At 35.2% G+C, this 20560-nt stretch carries 16 protein-coding genes; 15 read left to right on the top strand and 1 reads right to left on the bottom strand.

What is annotated here, in order from left to right; all coding sequences use genetic code 11:
- Nucleotides 1-113: 113 nt before the first annotated feature.
- The 3 genes from ABXT06_RS22750 to ABXT06_RS10375 all read left to right on the top strand — a co-directional run bounded on the left by ABXT06_RS22750 (nucleotide 114) and on the right by ABXT06_RS10375 (nucleotide 1367).
- Entirely contained in the window at nucleotides 114-509 is a 396-nt protein-coding gene (locus tag ABXT06_RS22750; protein WP_502909024.1) for a phosphatase PAP2 family protein, read from the top strand.
- An 86-nt stretch (nucleotides 510-595) separates the two neighbouring features.
- Nucleotides 596-784 carry a phosphatase PAP2 family protein gene (locus ABXT06_RS10380; RefSeq protein WP_354590701.1) on the top strand — a complete coding sequence of 63 codons (189 nt, stop codon included), beginning with the start codon at nucleotides 596-598 and terminating at the stop codon, nucleotides 782-784.
- A 70-nt stretch (nucleotides 785-854) separates the two neighbouring features.
- Nucleotides 855-1367, top strand: a complete 513-nt coding sequence (locus ABXT06_RS10375; protein ID WP_354590700.1) for a DUF4920 domain-containing protein — start codon at nucleotides 855-857, stop codon at nucleotides 1365-1367.
- A 69-nt stretch (nucleotides 1368-1436) separates the two neighbouring features.
- Here ABXT06_RS10375 and ABXT06_RS10370 read toward each other — a convergent pair whose 3' ends face one another.
- Nucleotides 1437-1826: an SPOR domain-containing protein gene (locus tag ABXT06_RS10370; RefSeq protein WP_111379241.1), complete on the bottom strand. Its 390-nt coding sequence runs from the start codon at nucleotides 1824-1826 to the stop codon at nucleotides 1437-1439.
- A gap of 220 nt (nucleotides 1827-2046) precedes the next feature.
- Between ABXT06_RS10370 and ABXT06_RS10365 the strand changes: the two genes are divergently transcribed.
- The 12 genes from ABXT06_RS10365 to ABXT06_RS10310 form a co-directional block, all read left to right on the top strand.
- Nucleotides 2047-3381 (top strand): c-type cytochrome, encoded by a 1335-nt coding sequence (locus ABXT06_RS10365; RefSeq protein ID WP_354590866.1) that lies wholly within the window; start codon nucleotides 2047-2049, stop codon nucleotides 3379-3381.
- A gap of 32 nt (nucleotides 3382-3413) precedes the next feature.
- A complete protein-coding gene (locus tag ABXT06_RS10360) occupies nucleotides 3414-6464 on the top strand; it encodes a TAT-variant-translocated molybdopterin oxidoreductase (protein WP_354590699.1) in 3051 nt (1016 codons plus the stop codon).
- 34 nt (nucleotides 6465-6498) lie between these two features.
- The gene (gene nrfD, locus ABXT06_RS10355) at nucleotides 6499-7902 is read left to right on the top strand and encodes an NrfD/PsrC family molybdoenzyme membrane anchor subunit (RefSeq protein ID WP_008466839.1); all 1404 of its coding nucleotides are present in this window, start codon (nucleotides 6499-6501) and stop codon (nucleotides 7900-7902) included.
- Complete coding sequence (locus ABXT06_RS10350; protein WP_073407899.1) at nucleotides 7895-8419, top strand: DUF3341 domain-containing protein; 525 nt, start codon at nucleotides 7895-7897, stop codon at nucleotides 8417-8419. Before nrfD ends, ABXT06_RS10350 begins: the two co-directional genes overlap by 8 nt.
- A gap of 8 nt (nucleotides 8420-8427) precedes the next feature.
- Nucleotides 8428-8973 carry a c-type cytochrome gene (locus ABXT06_RS10345; RefSeq protein WP_111379237.1) on the top strand — a complete coding sequence of 182 codons (546 nt, stop codon included), beginning with the start codon at nucleotides 8428-8430 and terminating at the stop codon, nucleotides 8971-8973.
- Nucleotides 8974-9000: 27 nt separating this feature from the next.
- The gene (locus ABXT06_RS10340; protein ID WP_354590698.1) at nucleotides 9001-10395 is read left to right on the top strand and encodes a quinol:cytochrome C oxidoreductase; all 1395 of its coding nucleotides are present in this window, start codon (nucleotides 9001-9003) and stop codon (nucleotides 10393-10395) included.
- Between the two features lie 19 nt (nucleotides 10396-10414).
- Entirely contained in the window at nucleotides 10415-11605 is a 1191-nt protein-coding gene (locus tag ABXT06_RS10335) for a cytochrome c oxidase subunit II (protein WP_354590697.1), read from the top strand.
- A 30-nt stretch (nucleotides 11606-11635) separates the two neighbouring features.
- Complete coding sequence (locus ABXT06_RS10330; protein WP_354590696.1) at nucleotides 11636-13438, top strand: cytochrome c oxidase subunit I; 1803 nt, start codon at nucleotides 11636-11638, stop codon at nucleotides 13436-13438.
- Between the two features lie 108 nt (nucleotides 13439-13546).
- Nucleotides 13547-14569 (top strand): Holliday junction branch migration DNA helicase RuvB, encoded by a 1023-nt coding sequence (ruvB, locus tag ABXT06_RS10325; protein WP_354590695.1) that lies wholly within the window; start codon nucleotides 13547-13549, stop codon nucleotides 14567-14569.
- An 11-nt stretch (nucleotides 14570-14580) separates the two neighbouring features.
- Nucleotides 14581-15927, top strand: coding sequence for a cytochrome P450 (locus ABXT06_RS10320; RefSeq protein ID WP_354590694.1), 1347 nt, complete (start codon nucleotides 14581-14583; stop codon nucleotides 15925-15927).
- Nucleotides 15927-16850 carry a tRNA epoxyqueuosine(34) reductase QueG gene (queG, locus tag ABXT06_RS10315; protein ID WP_354590693.1) on the top strand — a complete coding sequence of 308 codons (924 nt, stop codon included), beginning with the start codon at nucleotides 15927-15929 and terminating at the stop codon, nucleotides 16848-16850. Before ABXT06_RS10320 ends, queG begins: the two co-directional genes overlap by 1 nt.
- A gap of 512 nt (nucleotides 16851-17362) precedes the next feature.
- Nucleotides 17363-20560, top strand: a 3198-nt coding sequence (locus ABXT06_RS10310; RefSeq protein ID WP_354590692.1) for an Ig-like domain-containing protein, incomplete at its 3' end; no start/stop codon positions are given.

Genomic DNA, 20560 nt, shown 5'->3' with positions numbered 1-20560 from the left:
GTATTGATATGAGGATAAGGGTAGGCCATATTGTAAATATAATTCTTGGCGGGCATTTGAAATCATAGAATTCTGTTAATAATTTTGCAAATGTTCAGCAGTTAAGAGAAATTATGCCAGCTTTGCTAGAGGGATATTTATCTGAAGCAGAAATACCAAATAGTCTTCTTTTGCTATCGCCGCCTCCTAAACACAACTCCAATCTTTTTGAATTGGATTTAGAATATGCTAGAAGAGCTTTGGAATCTAAAGATGAAGAACGCCTTTTGCAAGCGGCAAGAGATGCGGATTTGTCCTTTCCTTTTGCGATTAAATCATTTGAACCAATCATTGGTGTGGAAATTAGTGAATCAAAAACTCCTAAGCTTTATATACTGATGCGAAGAGTAATGACAGATGCGGGACTGTCTACTTATGCAGCTAAAATCATTATAAGCGTAAGCGTCCATTTATGGTTAATAATCAAAAGACATGTACTCCAGATCAAGAAAATATATTGTATAAAGTAAGCTCGTTTCCCTCGGGCCATGCTGCTGTTGGTTGGGCATGGTCATAGGTTTTAATTAAGCTTTTCCCAAAAAAGGAGAAAGAAATTTTGAAACGCGGACATGACTTTGGTGAGAGCCGTGTTGTTTGTAATGCGCATTGGGATAGCGATGTAAAGATGGGCAGAGTTATGGGGAAGGCTGCTGTTGATTGTTTGTGGACTAATTCAGATTTTTTGACTGATTGGAATGGTGTTGAAAAAGAGATACAGCAGATTTTTGATTCTAATTCGGAATAAAATGAAGTGGTTGTGAATTTGAGAGATATTTCAAATTTTTATATTATTTTTGGATATAAATGAGGTAAATATGAAAAGAGTTTTAATATATACTACCTTGCTTTTTGTAAGTTTTTCTACATTGTCTTTTTCGCAGGAAAACGTTGAAAAACCTTCTCCGCCAGTTGGAAATGCTCTAGTTGGGGATTATTATGGACAAGACGTTTCGGAGGCTTTTGTGACTAAGTCGATTTCGGTTGTAGAACTCGAAAAAAAATTAAAAGCTGTAGACAAAATAGAAAGTGTTACAGTAAAAGGTGAAGTGACGGATGTTTGTCTGAAAAAAGGTTGTTGGATTAGTATTAGGGCGGAACAAGGAACTTCTTTCTTTGTTAAAATGAAAGATTATGCTTTTTTTGTACCGATAGCGTTAAAGGGAAAAATTGTAGTTTTAGAGGGAAGTGCAGAGAGAAAAGTTACATCTGTTGACGAGCTTAAGCATTATGCAAAAGATGCTAAAAAAACAAATACGGAGATAGATGCGATTAAAAATCCAAAAGAAAAAATACGTTTTTTAGCTAGCGGAATCAAAGTGGTAAACTAAATTTAACAGTTGTAAAAATTATAAAAAAAGCGAGATGTAAAAATCTCGCTTTTTTTATTTCCAAATGAATTACTTGCCTGGTTTGAGTAAGAAGACACTTTTATATCTTTTTTTGATTTCCGCCAAATTTCTTTCGGCTTCTATTCTAGTCTTAAAATTTCCAACAATCACTTTGTAATTTGGAGTGCTGAAAATAATAGTTCCGTCAATGTTTGAGTTTTCTCTTTTGAAATCCGATAACGTTTTTTTTGCCTCGTCGCTTTTACCACTAAAAATTTGGATTCTATAGGTATCGTTTGTATTTATTGACGTGTTAATTTTGCGCTTCTCGTTTAGTAATTGCTCAAATTTAGGATCTTGATTCAATGTTAAATTTTGGTCTTGCGCATTAATATTGTGTGCAAAAGCAATCGTTGTAATTGTTAATAAAAGGCTTTTTGAAGGACTTAAAATTCTCATAATGTGATGGTTTTTATGCAAAAATACTATTTAAAGTTTGAGTGTAAAATTTTAATATTATTTAGAATTGATATAAATTGATAATTAAGACTATTTTAAGGTTTTGAGAATAGCTCATAAGTCGTATTTTTGTGCAAGTTTTAAAAGAGGGTATAGGTTTTTGCTGGATTTAGTACAGAAAAAATCATACCAAAAATTAGTAGACAATTATTTATACTATATGAAAAAGGTGGGTAACCATAATTCGATCTCAAGAAAATTGCTGTTTGGCTTATCGCTAACGTTAATTTTCTCCCTAACTTCATTTGCTCAAGATGCTCCTGCTCCGGCGGCGCCTGAGGCTGCTGCGGCTGCTCCAGCTGCAGGAGGCGGTGATCCAGTAAAAGGGAAAGAACTTTTTAATGCAAATTGCGCTGCATGTCACAAATTAGATGCTAAATCAACTGGTCCTGCTTTAAGGGGGGTTGCTGATAAGCATGACAAAGCTTGGATTTACAAGTGGGTGCATAACAGTTCTGACATGATTAAGTCAGGTGATGCTGTTGCTGTTAAACTTTTTGAGGAAAATAACAAAGCTGTTATGACTTCTTTTCCTCAATTGTCTGAAGGAGATATTGATAACATTTTAGCTTATACTTCTGAACCTAAAGCTGAACCAGCTGCTGCTGCAGGTGGCGCTGCAACTCCTCCGGGAACAAATGTTCAGGATGGTGCTATTTCGAATAATATTATTTTAGGGGCTCTTGCTCTTGTTATGGCTATTTTAGTTGTGATGTTGTTCATGGTGAACAAGGTTTTAACTAAAGTTGCAAATAAAAACGGTATTGAGGTTGCTCCAAAAGAAGAAAGACTTCCAATCTGGAAAGCTTTCGCTAAAAACCAATTCTTAGTTTTAGTAACTGCAATCTTCTTGCTTTTGGCTAGTGGTTATTTTGTTTACGGATACTTAATGCAAGTAGGTGTAGATCAGAATTATGAGCCAATTCAGCCAATTCACTACTCTCACAAAATTCATGCTGGTGATAACGAAATCAATTGTAAATATTGCCACTCTGCTGCTCGTGTAAGTAAAACAGCTGGTATTCCTTCTTTGAATGTTTGTATGAACTGTCATAAAAACATTTCAGAAGTTGCTGAAACTACTGCTACTCCAGAGTACAGTAAAGCATTCTACGATGCTCAAATTCAAAAATTATATGATGCTGTTGGATGGGATAAGACTAAACAGGCTTATACTGGAAAAACAATGCCTGTAAAATGGGTTCGTATTCACAACTTACCTGACTTTGTTTACTTCAACCACTCACAACACGTTACTGTTGCTGGTATTGAATGTCAAACTTGTCACGGACCAGTGCAAGAATTTGAAATCATGAAGCAATACTCTAAATTAACAATGGGATGGTGTGTTGATTGCCATAGAAAAACTGATGTTAAGATGGAAGGTAATGCTTACTATGACAAAATTCATGCTGAACTTTCTAAAAAATACGGTGTAGAGAAATTAACTGCAGCGCAAATGGGAGGTTTAGAGTGTGGTAAATGCCACTATTAATCGATTTATTAAGATTTTAATATATATATACAATGTCATCAAACAAAAAATACTGGAAAAGTGTTGAAGAGCTAGAAAATAGCTCTATTGTTGAGGCGCTTAGAAATAACGAATTTGTTGAAGAAATTCCTACTGATGAGTTTTTAGGTAATGCGGAAGCTTTAGCTACATCAGGAACTTCACGTCGTGACTTTTTAAAGTACGTAGGGTTTAGTACAGCGGCTGTAACATTAGCTGCTTGCGAAGGTCCTGTTCACAAGTCTATCCCTTATGTATTGCAACCAGAACAAATCATTCCTGGTGTTGCAGATTATTATGCAACTACAGTTTTTGATGGATTTGATTTTGCTAATCTTTTGGTGAAAACTCGTGAGGGTCGTCCAATTAAAATTGAAAACAATACAATTGCGGGAGCTAAGTTTTCTGCAAATGCTAGAATTCATGCCTCTATCTTAGGTTTGTATGATAGTACTCGTTTAAAAGAGCCAAAAGTAGAAGGTAAAGATTCTTCTTGGTCAGCTATTGATTTGAAAATCAAATCTAGTTTAGCAGATGCAAAAGCTAAAGGTGGACAAGTGGTATTATTGACTAATACTTTAGCAAGTCCATCTACAGAAAAATTAATTGGAGAGTTTATTGCAAAAAATCCAAACGCTAAGCACGTTGTATATGATGCAGTTTCATCATCTGAGGCTTTAGATGCTTTTGAATCTGTTTACGGTCAAAGAGCTTTAGTTGATTATGATTTTTCAAAAGCTTCTTTAATCGTATCTGTTGGAGCTGATTTCTTAGGAGATTGGCAAGGTGGAGGATATGATGCTGGATATGCACAAGGACGTATTCCTCAAAATGGAAAAATGTCTCGTCACTTTCAGTTTGAATCAAACATGACATTATCTGGAGCTGCTGCTGATAAGCGTGTTCCAATGACTGTAGCTGCTCAAAAGCAAGCTTTAGTTCAAATTTATAATATTGTTGTAGGTGCTTCTGTTCCTGTAGCTTTAGAAGGAAACTTTAAAACTGAAGTAGTAAAAGCTGCACAACAGCTTAAAGCTGCTGGTTCAAAAGGAGTTTTAGTATCTGGAATTGAAGATAAAAATGCTCAATTATTAGTTTTAGCTATCAATCAAGTATTGGCTAGTGAAGCTTTTAGTACTGCTGGAGCCAGACAAATTAGAAAAGGATCTGATGCTGCAGTTGCACAGTTAATTAAAGATTTGAATGCTGGAAGTGTTCACACTTTAATTATGAGTGGAGTTAATCCTGTTTACACTTTAGCTGATTCAGCTTCTTTTGTATCTGGATTGAAAAAAGTTAAAACTTCGGTTGCTTTTTCATTGAAAGAAGATGAAACTGCATCAATTGTTTCAATTGCTGCTCCTGCTCCTCACTATTTAGAATCTTGGGGAGATCTTGAGCTTACAAGCGGAACATATAGCTTAACTCAGCCTACAATTCGTCCGATCTTCAATACAAAACAATTTCAAGATGTTTTATTGTCAGTAAACGGTACTGCAGGTACTTATTATGACTACTTAAAAGCAAATTCTGGAGCTTATACTGCAGGTGCTTCTTGGAATAAAGTATTGCACGATGGTGTAGCTGTTTTAGGAGCTTCAGCATTATCAGGAGGAGCTATTGATGCTGCTACTGCTGCAAATGCTGTTGCAAAATCTAAATCTGCTGGTGAATTCGAATTAGTATTATATACTAAAACAGGATTAGGAGATGGACAACATGCTAACAACCCATGGTTGCAAGAGTTTCCAGATCCAATTACAAGAGTTTCTTGGGATAACTATGTGACGGTTTCTAATGCAGATGCTAAGAAACTTGGTTTGTCTAACGAAATTGTTGCAAACGGAGGTTTAAATGGTAGTTATGCTACTATTACAGTAGACGGAGCAAAGTTAGAAAACGTTCCAGTTATCGTTCAGCCAGGTCAAGCAGTTGGTACTTTAGGTCTAGCTCTTGGTTACGGACGTAAAGCAGCTCTTAAAGAAGAAATGCAAGTAGGTTTAAATGCTTACGCTTTATATAAAGGTTTCAATAATGTTCAATCTGTTTCTATCGCTAAAGCTGGTGGAGTACACGAGTTCGCTTGTGTTCAAGGTCAGAAAACTTTAATGGGTAGGGGAGATATTATTAAAGAAACTACTTTAGAAATATTCAATACTAAAGATGCTGAACATTGGAATGAAAAACCAATGGTATCTTTAGATCACCAAGAAGTTGAGGCTACTACTGTAGATCTTTGGGAATCATTTGATCGCACAACTGGTCACCACTTTAATCTTTCAATCGACTTAAATGCTTGTACTGGATGTGGAGCTTGCGTTATCGCTTGTCACGCTGAAAACAACGTTCCTGTTGTAGGTAAAGCAGAGGTAAGAAGAAGCCGTGATATGCACTGGTTACGTATCGATAGATACTATTCTTCTGAAAGTACTTTTGAAGGTGATAATGAAAGAAAAGAAGGAATTGCTGGTTTATCTAGTTCATTATCTACATTTAATGAAATGGAAAAAGCGGGAGATAATCCTCAAGTTGCATTCCAGCCTGTAATGTGTCAACACTGTAACCACGCACCTTGTGAAACAGTTTGTCCTGTTGCTGCAACTTCTCACGGTCGTGAGGGGCAAAACCATATGGCTTACAACAGATGTGTTGGTACTCGTTACTGTGCAAACAACTGTCCATATAAAGTACGTCGTTTTAACTGGTTCTTATACAACAAAAACAGCGAGTTCGATTATCATATGAACGATGATTTAGGACGTATGGTTCTTAACCCAGACGTTAACGTACGTTCTCGTGGTGTTATGGAGAAATGTTCTATGTGTATCCAAATGACACAAGCTACTAAATTAAAAGCTAAAAATGAAGGTCGTCCAGTTAGAGACGGTGAATTCCAAACAGCTTGTTCTAGTGCTTGTTCTTCAGGAGCGATGATATTTGGTGATGTAAATGATAAAGAAAGTAAAGTTGCTAAATTAGCTGCTGACGAAAGATCATACCACTTATTAGAGCATGTAGGTACAAAACCTAATGTGGTTTACCATGTTAAAGTTAGAAATACTTAGTAAAATTATTAATTAAGAAACAATATAAAGGATTATGTCGTCTCACTACGAAGCACCCATTAGAAAACCTTTAGTTATAGGTGATAAATCTTATCACGATGTAACTGTAGATGTAGCAGCACCTGTTGAAGGACCTGCAAACAAGCAATGGTGGATTGTATTTTCAATCGCATTAATAGCCTTCCTTTGGGGGTTAGGTTGTATAATTTACACCGTATCTACCGGTATCGGAACATGGGGATTAAATAAAACAGTTGGCTGGGCTTGGGATATTACTAACTTCGTTTGGTGGGTTGGTATTGGTCACGCCGGAACATTAATTTCTGCGGTATTATTACTTTTCCGTCAACGTTGGAGAATGGCCATCAACCGTTCTGCTGAAGCTATGACTATTTTCTCAGTAGTACAAGCGGGTCTTTTCCCAATCATTCACATGGGACGTCCATGGTTAGCATATTGGGTATTACCTATTCCAAACCAATTTGGATCTTTATGGGTAAACTTTAACTCACCATTACTTTGGGACGTATTCGCGATTTCAACGTATCTTTCAGTTTCATTAGTTTTCTGGTGGACTGGTTTATTACCTGACTTTGCAATGCTTCGTGATAGAGCTATTACTCCTTTTAATAAAAGAGTTTATTCTATCTTAAGTTTTGGATGGAGCGGTAGAGCAAAAGACTGGCAACGTTTTGAAGAGGTATCTTTAGTATTAGCTGGTTTAGCAACTCCACTTGTACTTTCTGTACACACGATTGTATCTATGGACTTTGCTACTTCTGTAATTCCTGGATGGCATACAACAATTTTCCCTCCATACTTCGTTGCTGGAGCGGTTTTCTCTGGATTCGCGATGGTAAATACATTGTTGATCGTTATGAGAAAAGTATCTAATCTTGAAGCTTACATTACTTTGCAGCATATCGAGTTAATGAACATCATTATCATGATTACTGGATCTATTGTTGGTGTGGCTTACATCACTGAGTTATTCGTAGCTTGGTATTCAGGTGTAGAATATGAGCAATATGCATTCTTAAACAGAGCTACTGGACCTTACTGGTGGGCATATTGGTCAATGATGACATGTAACGTGTTCTCTCCTCAGTTCATGTGGTTCAAAAAATTAAGAACAAGTATCATGTTCTCATTCATCATTTCGATTGTTGTAAACATCGGTATGTGGTTTGAAAGATTCGTAATTATTGTTACTTCTTTACATAGAGATTACCTTCCATCTTCTTGGACAATGTTCTCACCAACATTTGTTGATATTGGAATTTTCATTGGAACAATTGGTTTCTTCTTTGTATTGTTTTTATTATACTCTAGAACATTCCCTGTAATTGCTCAGGCAGAGGTTAAAACAATTTTGAAAGGAACAGGAGATAATTATATTAGAGAAAGAGCAAACAGTAAAGATTCACATCATGAGTAATAAAGTTATATACGCCATTTATAATGACGATGACGTTTTGATGAATGCAGTAAAGAAAACTAGAGCTGCTCATCATCATATTGAAGAGGTTTTTACTCCATTTCCGGTTCACGGATTGGATAAAGCCATGGGATTAGCACCAACAAGATTAGCAATATGTGCTTTTTTATATGGTTGTGTTGGTATTTCTGTTGCAACAACTATGATGAGTTATATCATGATTCATGACTGGCCACAGGATATTGGAGGTAAACCAAGTTTTAGTTTCATCCAAAACATGCCTTCTTTTGTGCCAATTATGTTTGAAATGACTGTGTTTTTTGCAGCCCACTTAATGGTAATTACTTTTTACATGAGAAGTAGATTATGGCCATTTAAACAAGCTGAAAACCCAGATGTAAGAACAACTGATGACCACTTTTTAATGGAGGTTGCTGTAAATGATAACGAAGCTGAATTAGTTTCTTTCTTCGAAGGAACTGGAGCTGTTGAAGTTAAAGTAATAGAAAAGAATTAATTGTAGCTATGAAAAGGATATATAAAATAACACTTTTAGTTGGTATAACTATTTTAGTTTCATCTTGCCACAATAATTCGGCACCGAACTATCAGTATTTCCCAAATATGTATGAATCTGTTGCTTACGAGCCATATTCAGAAGCAAAAATATTTAAGGGAGGAAAAGAAGGACAGCTTCCTGTTGCAGGAACTATCAATAGAGGTTTTGAACCTTATGAATATGAAAATTCAACTGCTGGTTATGAATTAGCAAAAGCTAATTTAAAATCACCTTTGACAGAAGAAGAGAAAAACTCTGGAAAAGGGAAAGAACTTTTCGAAATTTACTGTATCAGTTGTCATGGTGCAACTGGAAACGGTAAAGGTAAATTGGTTGAAAGAGAGAAATTTCTTGGAGTACCTAGCTATAAAGACAGAGAGATCACAGAAGGAAGTATCTTTCATGTTGAGACTTATGGTTTAAATGCAATGGGTTCACATGCAAATCAATTAAGTGCTCACGAACGTTGGTTAGTTGCTGACTATGTTCTGAAACTAAGAAGCCAATTATAATTGTTGAACAAACTGATCGTAATAGATATGTATACATTTTCAAGTAAATTAAAAACTTTTTCTATCATCTTAATGGCCGTTGGTTTATTAGGAATTGGGTATGGTTTTTTAAGTGCACCAAAAGATATTCAAGAAGTTGAAAAAATACTAGCTGCAGATGAACATGGTTCTCATGGTGCTGCACATGAAGAAAAAGCGGAGGCATCTCACAAAGAAGCAGGTCATCATGAAGCTGCTGAAGCTGCACATGACGCTCATAAAGGAGCTGCACATGCTGAAGTTTCTGGTGCAAATGAGCACGAAAAACATTTAGAGCACGTATTACACCAATTGCAAAATAAGCCTTGGTCTGCTGTATATGTAGCTTGTATTTTCTTTTTACTGCTTTCAATGGGAGTTTTAGCTTTCTATGCTATCCAACAAGTTGCTCAAGCAGGTTGGTCTCCAGTTTTGTTTAGAGTTATGCAAGGTATAACAGCATATTTGCCTGCTGGTTCTATAATCTTCTTTATACTTTTAGTATTATGTGGATTACACTTTAATCATATTTTTGTATGGTTAGGTGAAGGTGTAACAGATCCTAAGAGCCCAAATTATGATGCTATCATCGCTGGGAAATCGGGGTATTTAAACTTTCCTTTCTGGATTGCAAGAGCTTTTATCTTTTTATTAGGATGGAATATTTACCGTCACTTTTCTAGAAAAAACTGTTTGGCACAAGATGAAGCAAATGATGATCTTTACTACAAAAAGAATTTCAAAGCATCTGCAGGATTCTTAGTATTCTTTATCGTTTCTGAGTCTATTATGTCTTGGGACTGGATTATGTCTTTTGATCCACATTGGTTTAGTACTTTATTTGGATGGTATGTATTTGCTTCTTTCTTTGTAAGTGGTATTACAGCTATTGCGTTAGTAACTATCTATTTAAAATCTAAAGGATATTTGGAGTATGTAAATACAAGTCATATCCATGATTTAGCTAAGTTCATGTTTGGTATCAGTGTATTTTGGACTTATTTATGGTTCTCTCAATTTATGTTGATTTGGTACGCTAATATTCCAGAAGAGGTAACTTATTTTGTAACAAGAATTCAGTTATATAATCTTCCTTTCTTTGGGGCGGTTGTTATGAACTTTGTTTTCCCATTATTAATATTAATCAATACTGACTTTAAACGTCTTAACTGGGTTATTGTTATGGCAGGTGTTGTAATATTATTAGGTCATTATGTTGATTTCTTTAATATGATCATGCCTGGTACAGTAGGAGACAAATGGTTTATTGGAGTTCCTGAAATTGCATCGATTCTTTTCTTCTTAGGTTTATTTATATTTGTTGTATTTACTGCATTAACTAAATCTCCTTTGCTTGCAAAAAGAAATCCTTTCATCGAAGAAAGTAAACATTTTCATTATTAATATTTAAAGAAGTAAACAGATGACAAGTTTGTTGGTAATTATAGTTTTAGTTTTATTAGCGGTTGCATTATGGCAATTGACGAAGATATTTGATCTTACTCAAGTAGGATCGTCTTCTGATGATTCGCAGGTTGCATCAGATAATGACAATAACGTTCAGGGATATATCATGTTTGGCTTTTTAGCTTTCATTTATATATTTACGATTTATGGTTTACTAAAATGGGGTAATTTGGTACTTCATACCCCTGCCTCTGAGCATGGTGGTTTAGTAGATAATTTAATGAACATTACTTGGGTTTTAATCTTCATAGTTCAAGTTATTACGCAAGGTTTGCTTTACTGGTTTTCTTTTAAAAATAGAGGAAACAAAGATAAAAAAGCTTTATTCTTTGCTGATAGTAATAAATTAGAGGCTATTTGGAGTATTATTCCTTCTGTTGTTTTAGCTTGTTTAATTCTTTATGGGTTGTACGCTTGGAATAACATTATGTTTGTTGATAAAGATGAAGATGTAATCGAAATCGAATTATATGCTCAGCAATTTAAATGGACTGCAAGATATGCAGGACAAGATAATGTTTTAGGTAAAGCTAATGTACGTTTAATCGAAGGAGTAAATACATTAGGGGTTGATATGTCAGATCCAAATGCTCAAGATGATATCGTAGTTTCAGAATTGCATATTCCAAAAGGAAAAAAAGTTCACTTTAAAATGCGTTCTCAAGATGTGTTACACTCTGCTTACTTTCCTCACTTTAGAGCACAAATGAACTGTGTTCCTGGTATGGTTACTGAATTTGCTTTCGTTCCAACTTATACTACTGCGGAATATAGAGAATTACCATTTATGGTTGAAAAAGTAGCGCACATCAATAAACTTAGAGCTGAAAAAAGTGCGGAGTTAGTTGCAAAAGGTGGTACAGCTTTAGATCCTTACACATTTGATTATCTATTATTATGTAATAAAATTTGTGGAGCTTCTCACTACAACATGCAAATGAAAGTTGTAGTTGATTCTCCAGAGGATTACAAAAAATGGTTAAGTGAGAAAACTACTTTAGCTCAAGATATTAAAGCGGCAGCTGCTGCTGAGAAACCAGCTGAAGGAGCTGCACCAACTACAGATACTGCTGCAAAAGTAATTGACACTGTTAAAACAGTTGTTGATACTGTTAAAGCTGCTGTAGCTAAAGTTGCGATGAAATAATATTATTAAGAAAATTTAAAGTACAAATATATGTCAGCAGAAGCGCACGGTCACGATCACGGACAAGATCACGAGCACGAACATCATCATAAAGACACGTTCATTACTAAATATATTTTTAGTATTGATCACAAAATGATTGCTAAACAATACTTGATTACTGGTATTGTTATGGGAGTAATTGGGATTGCAATGTCCTTGCTTTTTAGAATGCAATTAGCGTGGCCAGAAGAGTCTTTCAAAATATTTAATGTTTTATTAGGAGATAAATTTGCACCTGATGGTGTAATGGCAAATGATATTTATCTGGCTTTAGTTACAATTCACGGTACCATCATGGTATTCTTTGTACTGACGGCAGGTTTAAGTGGAACATTCAGTAACTTATTGATTCCACTTCAAATTGGAGCAAGAGATATGGCATCTGGATTTATGAATATGATTTCATACTGGTTGTTCTTTTTATCAGCAGTTGTAATGTTATGTTCTTTATTTGTTGAAGCTGGACCAGCATCTGCAGGATGGACAATTTACCCTCCTTTGAGTGCATTGCCACAAGCAATTCCTGGATCTGGTACAGGTATGACATTATGGTTAGTATCTATGGCTATTTTCATCGCATCTTCATTGATGGGATCTTTAAATTACATCGTTACTGTACTTAACTTAAGAACTAAAGGAATGTCTATGACTAGACTTCCGCTTACAATCTGGACTTTTTTCGTAACAGCTATTATTGGTGTTATTTCATTCCCAGTTTTATTATCTGCAGCTTTGTTATTGATTTTTGATAGAAGTTTTGGTACTTCGTTCTTCTTATCTGATATCTATATTGCAGGAGAGGTTTTACATTATCAAGGAGGTTCTCCAGTATTGTTTGAGCATTTATTCTGGTTTTTAGGTCACCCTGAGGTTTACATCGTAATCTTACCAGCGATGGGTCTTGTTTCTGAAATTATGGCTACAAACTCTCGTAAACCAATTTTTGGTTATAGAGCTATGATTATGTCTGTTCTTGCAATTGCATTCTTATCAACTATCGTTTGGGGTCACCATATGTTTATTTCAGGTATGAATCCTTTCTTAGGATCTGTATTTACTTTTACAACTTTATTGATTGCAATCCCTTCTGCTGTAAAAGCGTTTAACTGGATTACAACTTTATGGAAAGGTAACTTGCAATTTAACCCTGCTATGTTATTCTCTATCGGAATGGTTTCTACTTTCATCACTGGAGGTTTAACAGGAATCATTTTAGGAGATAGTACTTTAGATATTAACGTTCACGATACTTACTTCGTAATTGCTCACTTTCACTTAGTAATGGGTATCTCTGCACTTTATGGAATGTTTGCTGGTATTTACCACTGGTTCCCTAAAATGTACGGAAGAATGTTAAACAAAAACTTAGGTTATATTCACTTCTGGATTACAGCAGTTTGTGCTTATGGAGTTTTCTTTCCAATGCACTTTATCGGATTAGCTGGTTTACCAAGACGTTACTATACAAATACTAACTTCCCATTATTTGATGATTTACAAAATGTGAATGTTTTAATTACAACATTTGCTCTTGTAGGAGGTGCATTCCAGTTAGTATTCTTATACAACTTCTTTAGCAGTATTTTCTACGGTAAGAAAGCAGTTCAAAACCCATGGAGATCTACAACTTTAGAGTGGACTACTCCAGTTGAACACATCCACGGAAACTGGCCAGGAGAAATTCCTCACGTATATCGTTGGCCGTATGACTATAGTAACCCTAATCACGATGTAGATTTTGTTCCTCAAAATGTACCAATGAAAGAAGGTGAAGAAGTTTTACACCACTAAAAATAATCAAGGGCTGTCAGATATGACAGCCTTTTTTGTTTAGTTAAAGTTTTTTAATCGTTCAGTTTTACTATTTTACAAACTGATTAGTTTATATATCTTTGTGGGATGAATGAAAATCTAGATCCTACTACTAAAGGATATAACTCAGAAGAGTTAGATCTTGAAAAAAGATTACGTCCGCTGTCATTTGATGATTTTGCTGGACAAGATCAAGTTTTAGAAAATTTAAAAGTCTTTGTTGCTGCGGCTAATCAGCGTGGCGAGGCACTTGATCACGCACTTTTTCATGGTCCTCCTGGTCTAGGGAAAACAACTTTGGCAAATATATTGGCAAATGAATTGCAAGTTGGCATTAAAATTACTTCTGGACCAGTATTGGATAAACCCGGTGATTTGGCTGGTTTGCTGACAAACTTAGACGAGAGAGATGTTTTGTTCATAGATGAGATCCATCGTTTAAGTCCAGTTGTTGAAGAATATTTATATTCAGCAATGGAGGATTTTAAGATTGATATTATGATCGAATCGGGTCCAAATGCAAGAACGGTTCAAATCAATTTAAATCCTTTTACTTTGATTGGTGCAACAACACGATCAGGATTGTTAACGGCTCCAATGCGTGCTCGTTTCGGAATATCTTCACGTTTACAATATTATACCACTGAACTTTTAACCACTATTGTTGAAAGAAGTGCATCTATATTAAAAATGCCTATTGATTTGGAAGCTGCGATTGAAATTGCAGGAAGAAGTCGTGGAACTCCTCGTATTGCTAATGCGTTGCTAAGACGTGTTCGTGATTTTGCCCAAATTAAAGGAAATGGTAGAATTGATATAGAAATTTCAAAATATGCCTTAAAAGCACTTAATGTAGATGCTCACGGTCTGGATGAAATGGATAATAAGATATTGCTAACCATTATTAACAAATTTAAAGGTGGTCCAGTGGGACTTTCAACTTTGGCAACTGCTGTAAGTGAAAGTAGTGAAACAATCGAAGAAGTATATGAACCATTTTTGATTCAGGAAGGATTCATCATGAGAACGCCTCGAGGTAGAGAAGTTACGGATAAGGCCTATAAACATCTTGGAAAAGTAAATATTAATAATCAAGGCGAGCTATTTTAATATTAATAGTAATGTCTCTAAGTAAAAAATATAACTATCCGTCAAAACTCTCTATTTTTAGATTTTTTGTTGATGCCGAAGGTGTCCGTAGAAACCCGATACCCTATCATAAAAAATATTTTGAGAGTTTTGGAGATTCATTTTCTATAAGAATTGGAAAATCAAGGCACATTATCTTATCAAGAGATAATGATGTTGCTCAATATATACTGCAGAAAAATCAGAAGAATTATTATAAATCTAAATTCCAGTCTGTTTATCTTTCTAAATATTTAGGAAAAGGTCTTTTAACGGTTGATGGAGAATTTTGGCTGAAACAAAGAAGGCTTATTCAGCCTGCTTTTCATAAGCAAAAAATGAACCAGCTAGTTGACAACATGAAACTAACTATCGTTTCTGAGCTAAAAGAAATTGTTGTTGATAAGAAAGTTGATCTTTTTCCTATGATGAGTGAAGTAGCATTTAATGTTGTAGCTAAATCATTATTTCAATTTTCTATTGAAGAAGAAAAACTTAACCGTATAAAATATATTATTGAAACGGTCCAGAATTTTCTAATTAAAGAAATTAGATTGCCACATAAAGCATGGTGGTTTTCAATTAGTGGTCAGGTGAAAGAGCACCTCCAGTTGGCAAAGGAAAACGATGCGATCATTAGAGGTATAATAGATGAAAGAGTTGCTTCTCAAAATGAAGTTAATGACTTACTGAACATGCTTTTGGAAACTCGCTATGAAGATACAGGCAAGGGTATGTCTGTTGAACAATTAATAGATGAAATAAAAATTCTCTTTATAGCTGGACATGAAACAACCGCTAACGCTCTCACTTTTACATTTCAATTGCTAGGAAGTCATTTAGATGTACAGCAAAAAGTATTTGAAGAAATTCTTAAAGTTGAATCGGAAAGTGACAATGTAGTAGAGCAGCTTCAAAAAATGACATATATAAATGCGGTTTTGAATGAGTCAATGCGGTTGTATCCGCCTGCTTGGATTACTGACCGACAAAATGTTGAAGATGATGTTTTAGGGAAATTTAATATCAAAAAAGATACGCTTATTGGTGTTTCTTTTTATGAGTTACACCGAAATCCAAAATATTGGGATAATCCAGATCAGTTCAACCCAGATCGTTTTGTAGGGGAACAGAAAAAAAATTCTATGCAATATTTTTATCCCTTTGGAGCAGGACCAAGAATGTGTATTGGTGCTGGCTTTGCTATTTACGAAATGTCTTTGGTAATTTCCCATATTATTAAAAAATATAGAGTTGATTCAGTACGAAATACGGTCAATTTTAATCCTTTGATTACCTTAAAACCTGTCGGTGTTGAAGTTGTTTTTTCTGAGAGATAATGATAAATTCTAAAGAAAAATATTCGAAATTTATAAAAGAAGAAGCCAAAAGACTTGGTTTTCTTTCTTGCGGTATTTCGAAAGCAGGTTTTTTAGAGGAAGAAGCTCCTCGACTTGAAAATTGGTTAAAGAATAATCGGAATGGTCAGATGGCTTATATGGAAAACCATTTTGACAAACGTTTAGATCCGACTTTATTGGTTGATGATGGTAAAAGTGTTGTATCGCTTTTACTGAATTATTATCCAGATTCTTTTCAAAATGATGAAAGTTTTAAGATATCTAAATATGCTTACGGGCAAGATTATCATTTTGTAATTAAAGATAAACTAAAAGAACTTCTGCATTCTATCCAAGAAAATATTGGCGAAGTTTCTGGACGTGCTTTTGTTGATTCAGCACCTGTTTTGGATAAAGCTTGGGCGGCCAAAAGCGGTTTGGGTTGGATTGGAAAAAACAGTAATTTGATCACTCAAAAGGTCGGCTCATTTTACTTCATAGCCGAACTTATTATTGATTTAGAATTAGAATATGATTATGCTGTCACAGATCATTGTGGTTCTTGCACAGCCTGTATTGATGCTTGTCCCACACAGGCAATTGTTGCTCCATATATTGTTGATGGAAGTAAATGTATTTCTTATTATACAATCGAATTAAAAGAAAATCTTCCTGAAGAGATGAAAGGAAAATTTGATGAATGGATGTTTGGCTGTGATACTTGCCAAGATGTTTGCCCATGGAATCGATTTTCTAAACCTCACTCTGAGCCTTTGTTTAATCCTAATCCAGATTTACTTTCCTTTACTAAAAAAGACTGGTTAGAGATTACTGAGGAAACTTTCCGAACAGTCTTTAAAAATTCACCTATCAAGAGAACAAAATTCGACGGCTTAAAACGTAATATTAATTTTTTAAAATAAGAAGTATTGTAATTTTTATTGTATTGTTTTTTAGATAGTTATGATTTTTTGTATAGGTAAAAGCTTATTTTTTATGCCTTTACGATTTCTTGCTGTTTCGTCAGTTTTTTTGTAAGAATATGCTTTATTCGTAAAATTTTAAGACTTTTTGATTTGTTCATAATCAAATTGTTACATTTTAAACATGTTAAAAGAGTTGAACATTTGTTAAAAATTGTTGTTTAACGAGTTTATCTGCATTTTGTCGGCATAATGATGTTCGATTTCCTTTCGCGATATACTTTCGCGCTTTCCAAATCTACTTAATTTAAAACTAGAAAGACTTTTATAGTCTTTATTTTACTATATGACAATGGTCTACATAATGCCTTTTTTGTATGTAAGTCTTGAAAAAACTATTTCTAGTTTTTTTAAATCCATTTTATATTTTTTCACGTATCTCATCAAGATGCAAAAAACGATCATCCGTTTTTTAGCGTCCAAAATTTCTGTTCCACAAACTCAAGTTGTCTATGCGTAACTTTACTTTTTGTAAGTCTGGATTTTCTAGACTAATCTTTTTTATTGTTTTTTTATTACTAACCGCACAAAATGCTTCAGCTCAGTTTTTTGCAAAACATTATATTGCGCCTGCACCTTGGCAGTACACTAGTAAAGCAAATGAAATTATAATTGCTACTAATTCTCTTACTCCAGTAACTTTTACTATAACAAAGAGTAATGGGAATGCCATCTCAATAACAAAGCCAGATGGTTCTGCTGTACCAAGCACATTAACCACTGTGAAAGGAACGCCAGCTGTTTACAGATTTGTGGGTGAACCAAACGGATTAGCATTTAACGATGCTAATACGGTTTATAATGATAGAGGTCTTATAGTTACGGCCACAACTCCCGGAGGAGCTGTTTCGGTTAACTTAAGAAATGTTGCGTCTGATGCAATAGGTGAAGGAGGAGACAATTATATTAAAGGGAATGCCTCATTAACCAGTTTTGGTGATGCTGGTTTAGGTGTTGAATTTAGAGTAGGATATTACCGAAATATGGGGACAGCTACCAGAGAGCGACCTTTTTATAGTGTTATGGCGATTAATAATAATACACAAATTAAAGTGAACGGAAGTGTAGTAACTACTTTGAGTGCTGGACAAAGTTATTTATTTAATGCTACAATTGGTTCATTAGTGGAGTCATCTGGACAGGTTGTAATGAATATGGGGGTAAGAGTAGATACTCCAGAAGCATGTGGAGACGGAACTTTTGATCAATTGCCTCCAATATCTGTATTAGGGATGGAATATTTCTTGGAAAGAGGAAAAGGTAATAATACGGCCGAGCAGACGACTATTGTGATGACAAAAGATAATACAACATTTACAATAACTAATTTTAGTAATACAGGAAATGTAGTTGGTACACCTGTAACAGAAACAAGAAATGCCGGTCAATCTTATACTTTTCAAAATGGCGTTTCTGGCCAGCAGCTTTCGGCATCAAGAATTGTAGCAAATAATAATGTTGCTGTATATTCGGGTACTGCCGATGGGTGCGAAGTGGATGTCTCAACAATTGCACCTGTATCAGCTTGTGGAGGATCTAATTTTGTTGAAACCTCTGCCTTTAAAGGATATGGTAATGAAACATTAGACTATTTTGGTTATGTATTGTTAAGAAGTCAAAACGATCCTGTGATGTTAAATGGTACTAATTTAGAAACTAGAACAGGTACTACTAGGCGCCAATTAGGAAATACAGGTTGGTACATAATAGATTTCAATAGAACTCAGATAAACAACCCTAATACTATTTCTATTAGTAGTGATTCAAAGCTTACGGTTTCTATTGCTCAGCAAGGTAACGGTTATTCGATGGCTGCATTTTTTTCAAACTTTGCGCAACAGCCATCGGCGCCTAAAGAAACCTATATTGGTACAGTTGGTTGCCTAAAACAATCGGCAAAATTAACTACAGACGCTAACTTTGCACCATATCAATGGCGTTATAATGGAACAGTTATTCCGGGAGAAACTTCAAATACTATAACTGTTACCAAGTCTGGCTCATATACTGTAACATCAACACTATCTTGTGGCGTTAGTTCACAATCGACTCCTATTACGGTTACACTTTGTAGTGACGTTGCTGTAGAAAATGCAGTTAATGTTTCTAGTCAATGTGTGGGATCAAATGTTGTTTTTACCTTAACTGCTAAAAATTTAGGGCCTTCCAATGCAGAAGGTGTTTCGGTTACAGACAAACTTCCTTCGGGGTATACTTATGTTTCTTCTTCACCTTCAGCTGGAACTTCGTATGATAACACTTCGGGAATATGGACAATTTCTGGTTTAGATAGTGGTGCAAGTGCGGTATTGACGATAACTGCCACAGTTAAAGATACGGGAACTTATTCTAATACTGCTACTATTACATCATCTAATGTGGATGATCCTAGTGCCAATAATACTGCTACATCTTCAATAACACCAAATGCTTTACCAGTTGCAGCGACTCTTAGTTCGAATAGTCCTGTTTGTTCTGGATCAAATGCTGTTTTTACAATATCAGGAACTTCAGGAAATGCTGTTACTTATACAGGAGCGGCTTCAGGGACGGTTACAATAGGATCTGATGGAAAAGCTACAGTTACAGTGTCAAATGTAACTTCAAATAGCACTTTAAATTTAACTAACGTAAGTAATGGGAATTGTAGTCGAGTATTAACAGTTAGCGCTACAGTAACAGTAAATTCACTACCTGCAACACCAACAATTTCTGCTGCGTCAACAGGAACAACATTCTGTTCAGGAGGCAGTGTTGTACTGACATCATCTGCAGGATCTGGAAACCAGTGGTATAAAGATGGAGTTGCGATTCCAAGTGCAACAAATAAAACTTATAGTGCGACAGCGAGCGGTTCATATACAGTTACAACTAATAACGGAACCTGTACAAGTGCAGCATCTGCAGGTACAGTAGTAACAGTAAATTCATTACCAGTTGCTTTATCGTTAACAGGAAGTACAATTTGTGTTTCCCCAGGAGGAAATGGAACAATTTCTTCATCAACTTCAGCTAATGGCGTTAATTATCAATTATATGATTCTAGTAATGCAACTGTTCAATCTGCAAAAACTGGAAATGGTTCTGCATTAGAATGGAGCAATCTTTCTGCTGCAAATGGATATTATGTTATTGCTACTAATGCATCGAACTGTACTTCAAAAAGTAATGTAGTTAATATAACAACGAATCCTAATCCAACGATTTCGATTGGAGGGACATTAACGGCTTGCTTAACAACTACTTTAACCACAACGACAAATGCAAGTTCACCAACTTATGTTTGGTATAAAAATAATGTTATAATTTCTGGGGAAACTTCTTCTTCACTGGTTGTAAATTCTGATGGAGATTATAAAGTTAAAGTTAGAAATACAGTAACAGGTTGCGAGCAAACTTCAGCTGTGTCTACAGTTAAGGTTAGTGATACAGAAAAACCTGTGAAACCAACATTAGCCGATGTTACGGGCGAATGCTCTGCAACAGCGACGGCTCCGACTACAACTGATAATTGCAAAGGAACAGTTACTGGAACAACGACGGATCCACTGACATATAATGCTCAGGGAACTTATACGATTAACTGGAGTTTTGATGACGGAAACGGAAACGTAGAAACGGCGACCCAGGAAGTGATCATTAAAGACACT

It is taken from the genome of Flavobacterium sp. UW10123, from assembly GCF_040538975.1.
Taxonomy (GTDB): Bacteria; Bacteroidota; Bacteroidia; order Flavobacteriales; family Flavobacteriaceae; genus Flavobacterium.
Note: the sequence above shows the minus strand (reverse complement) of the source record. Positions and strands in the feature narration are given on the sequence as shown.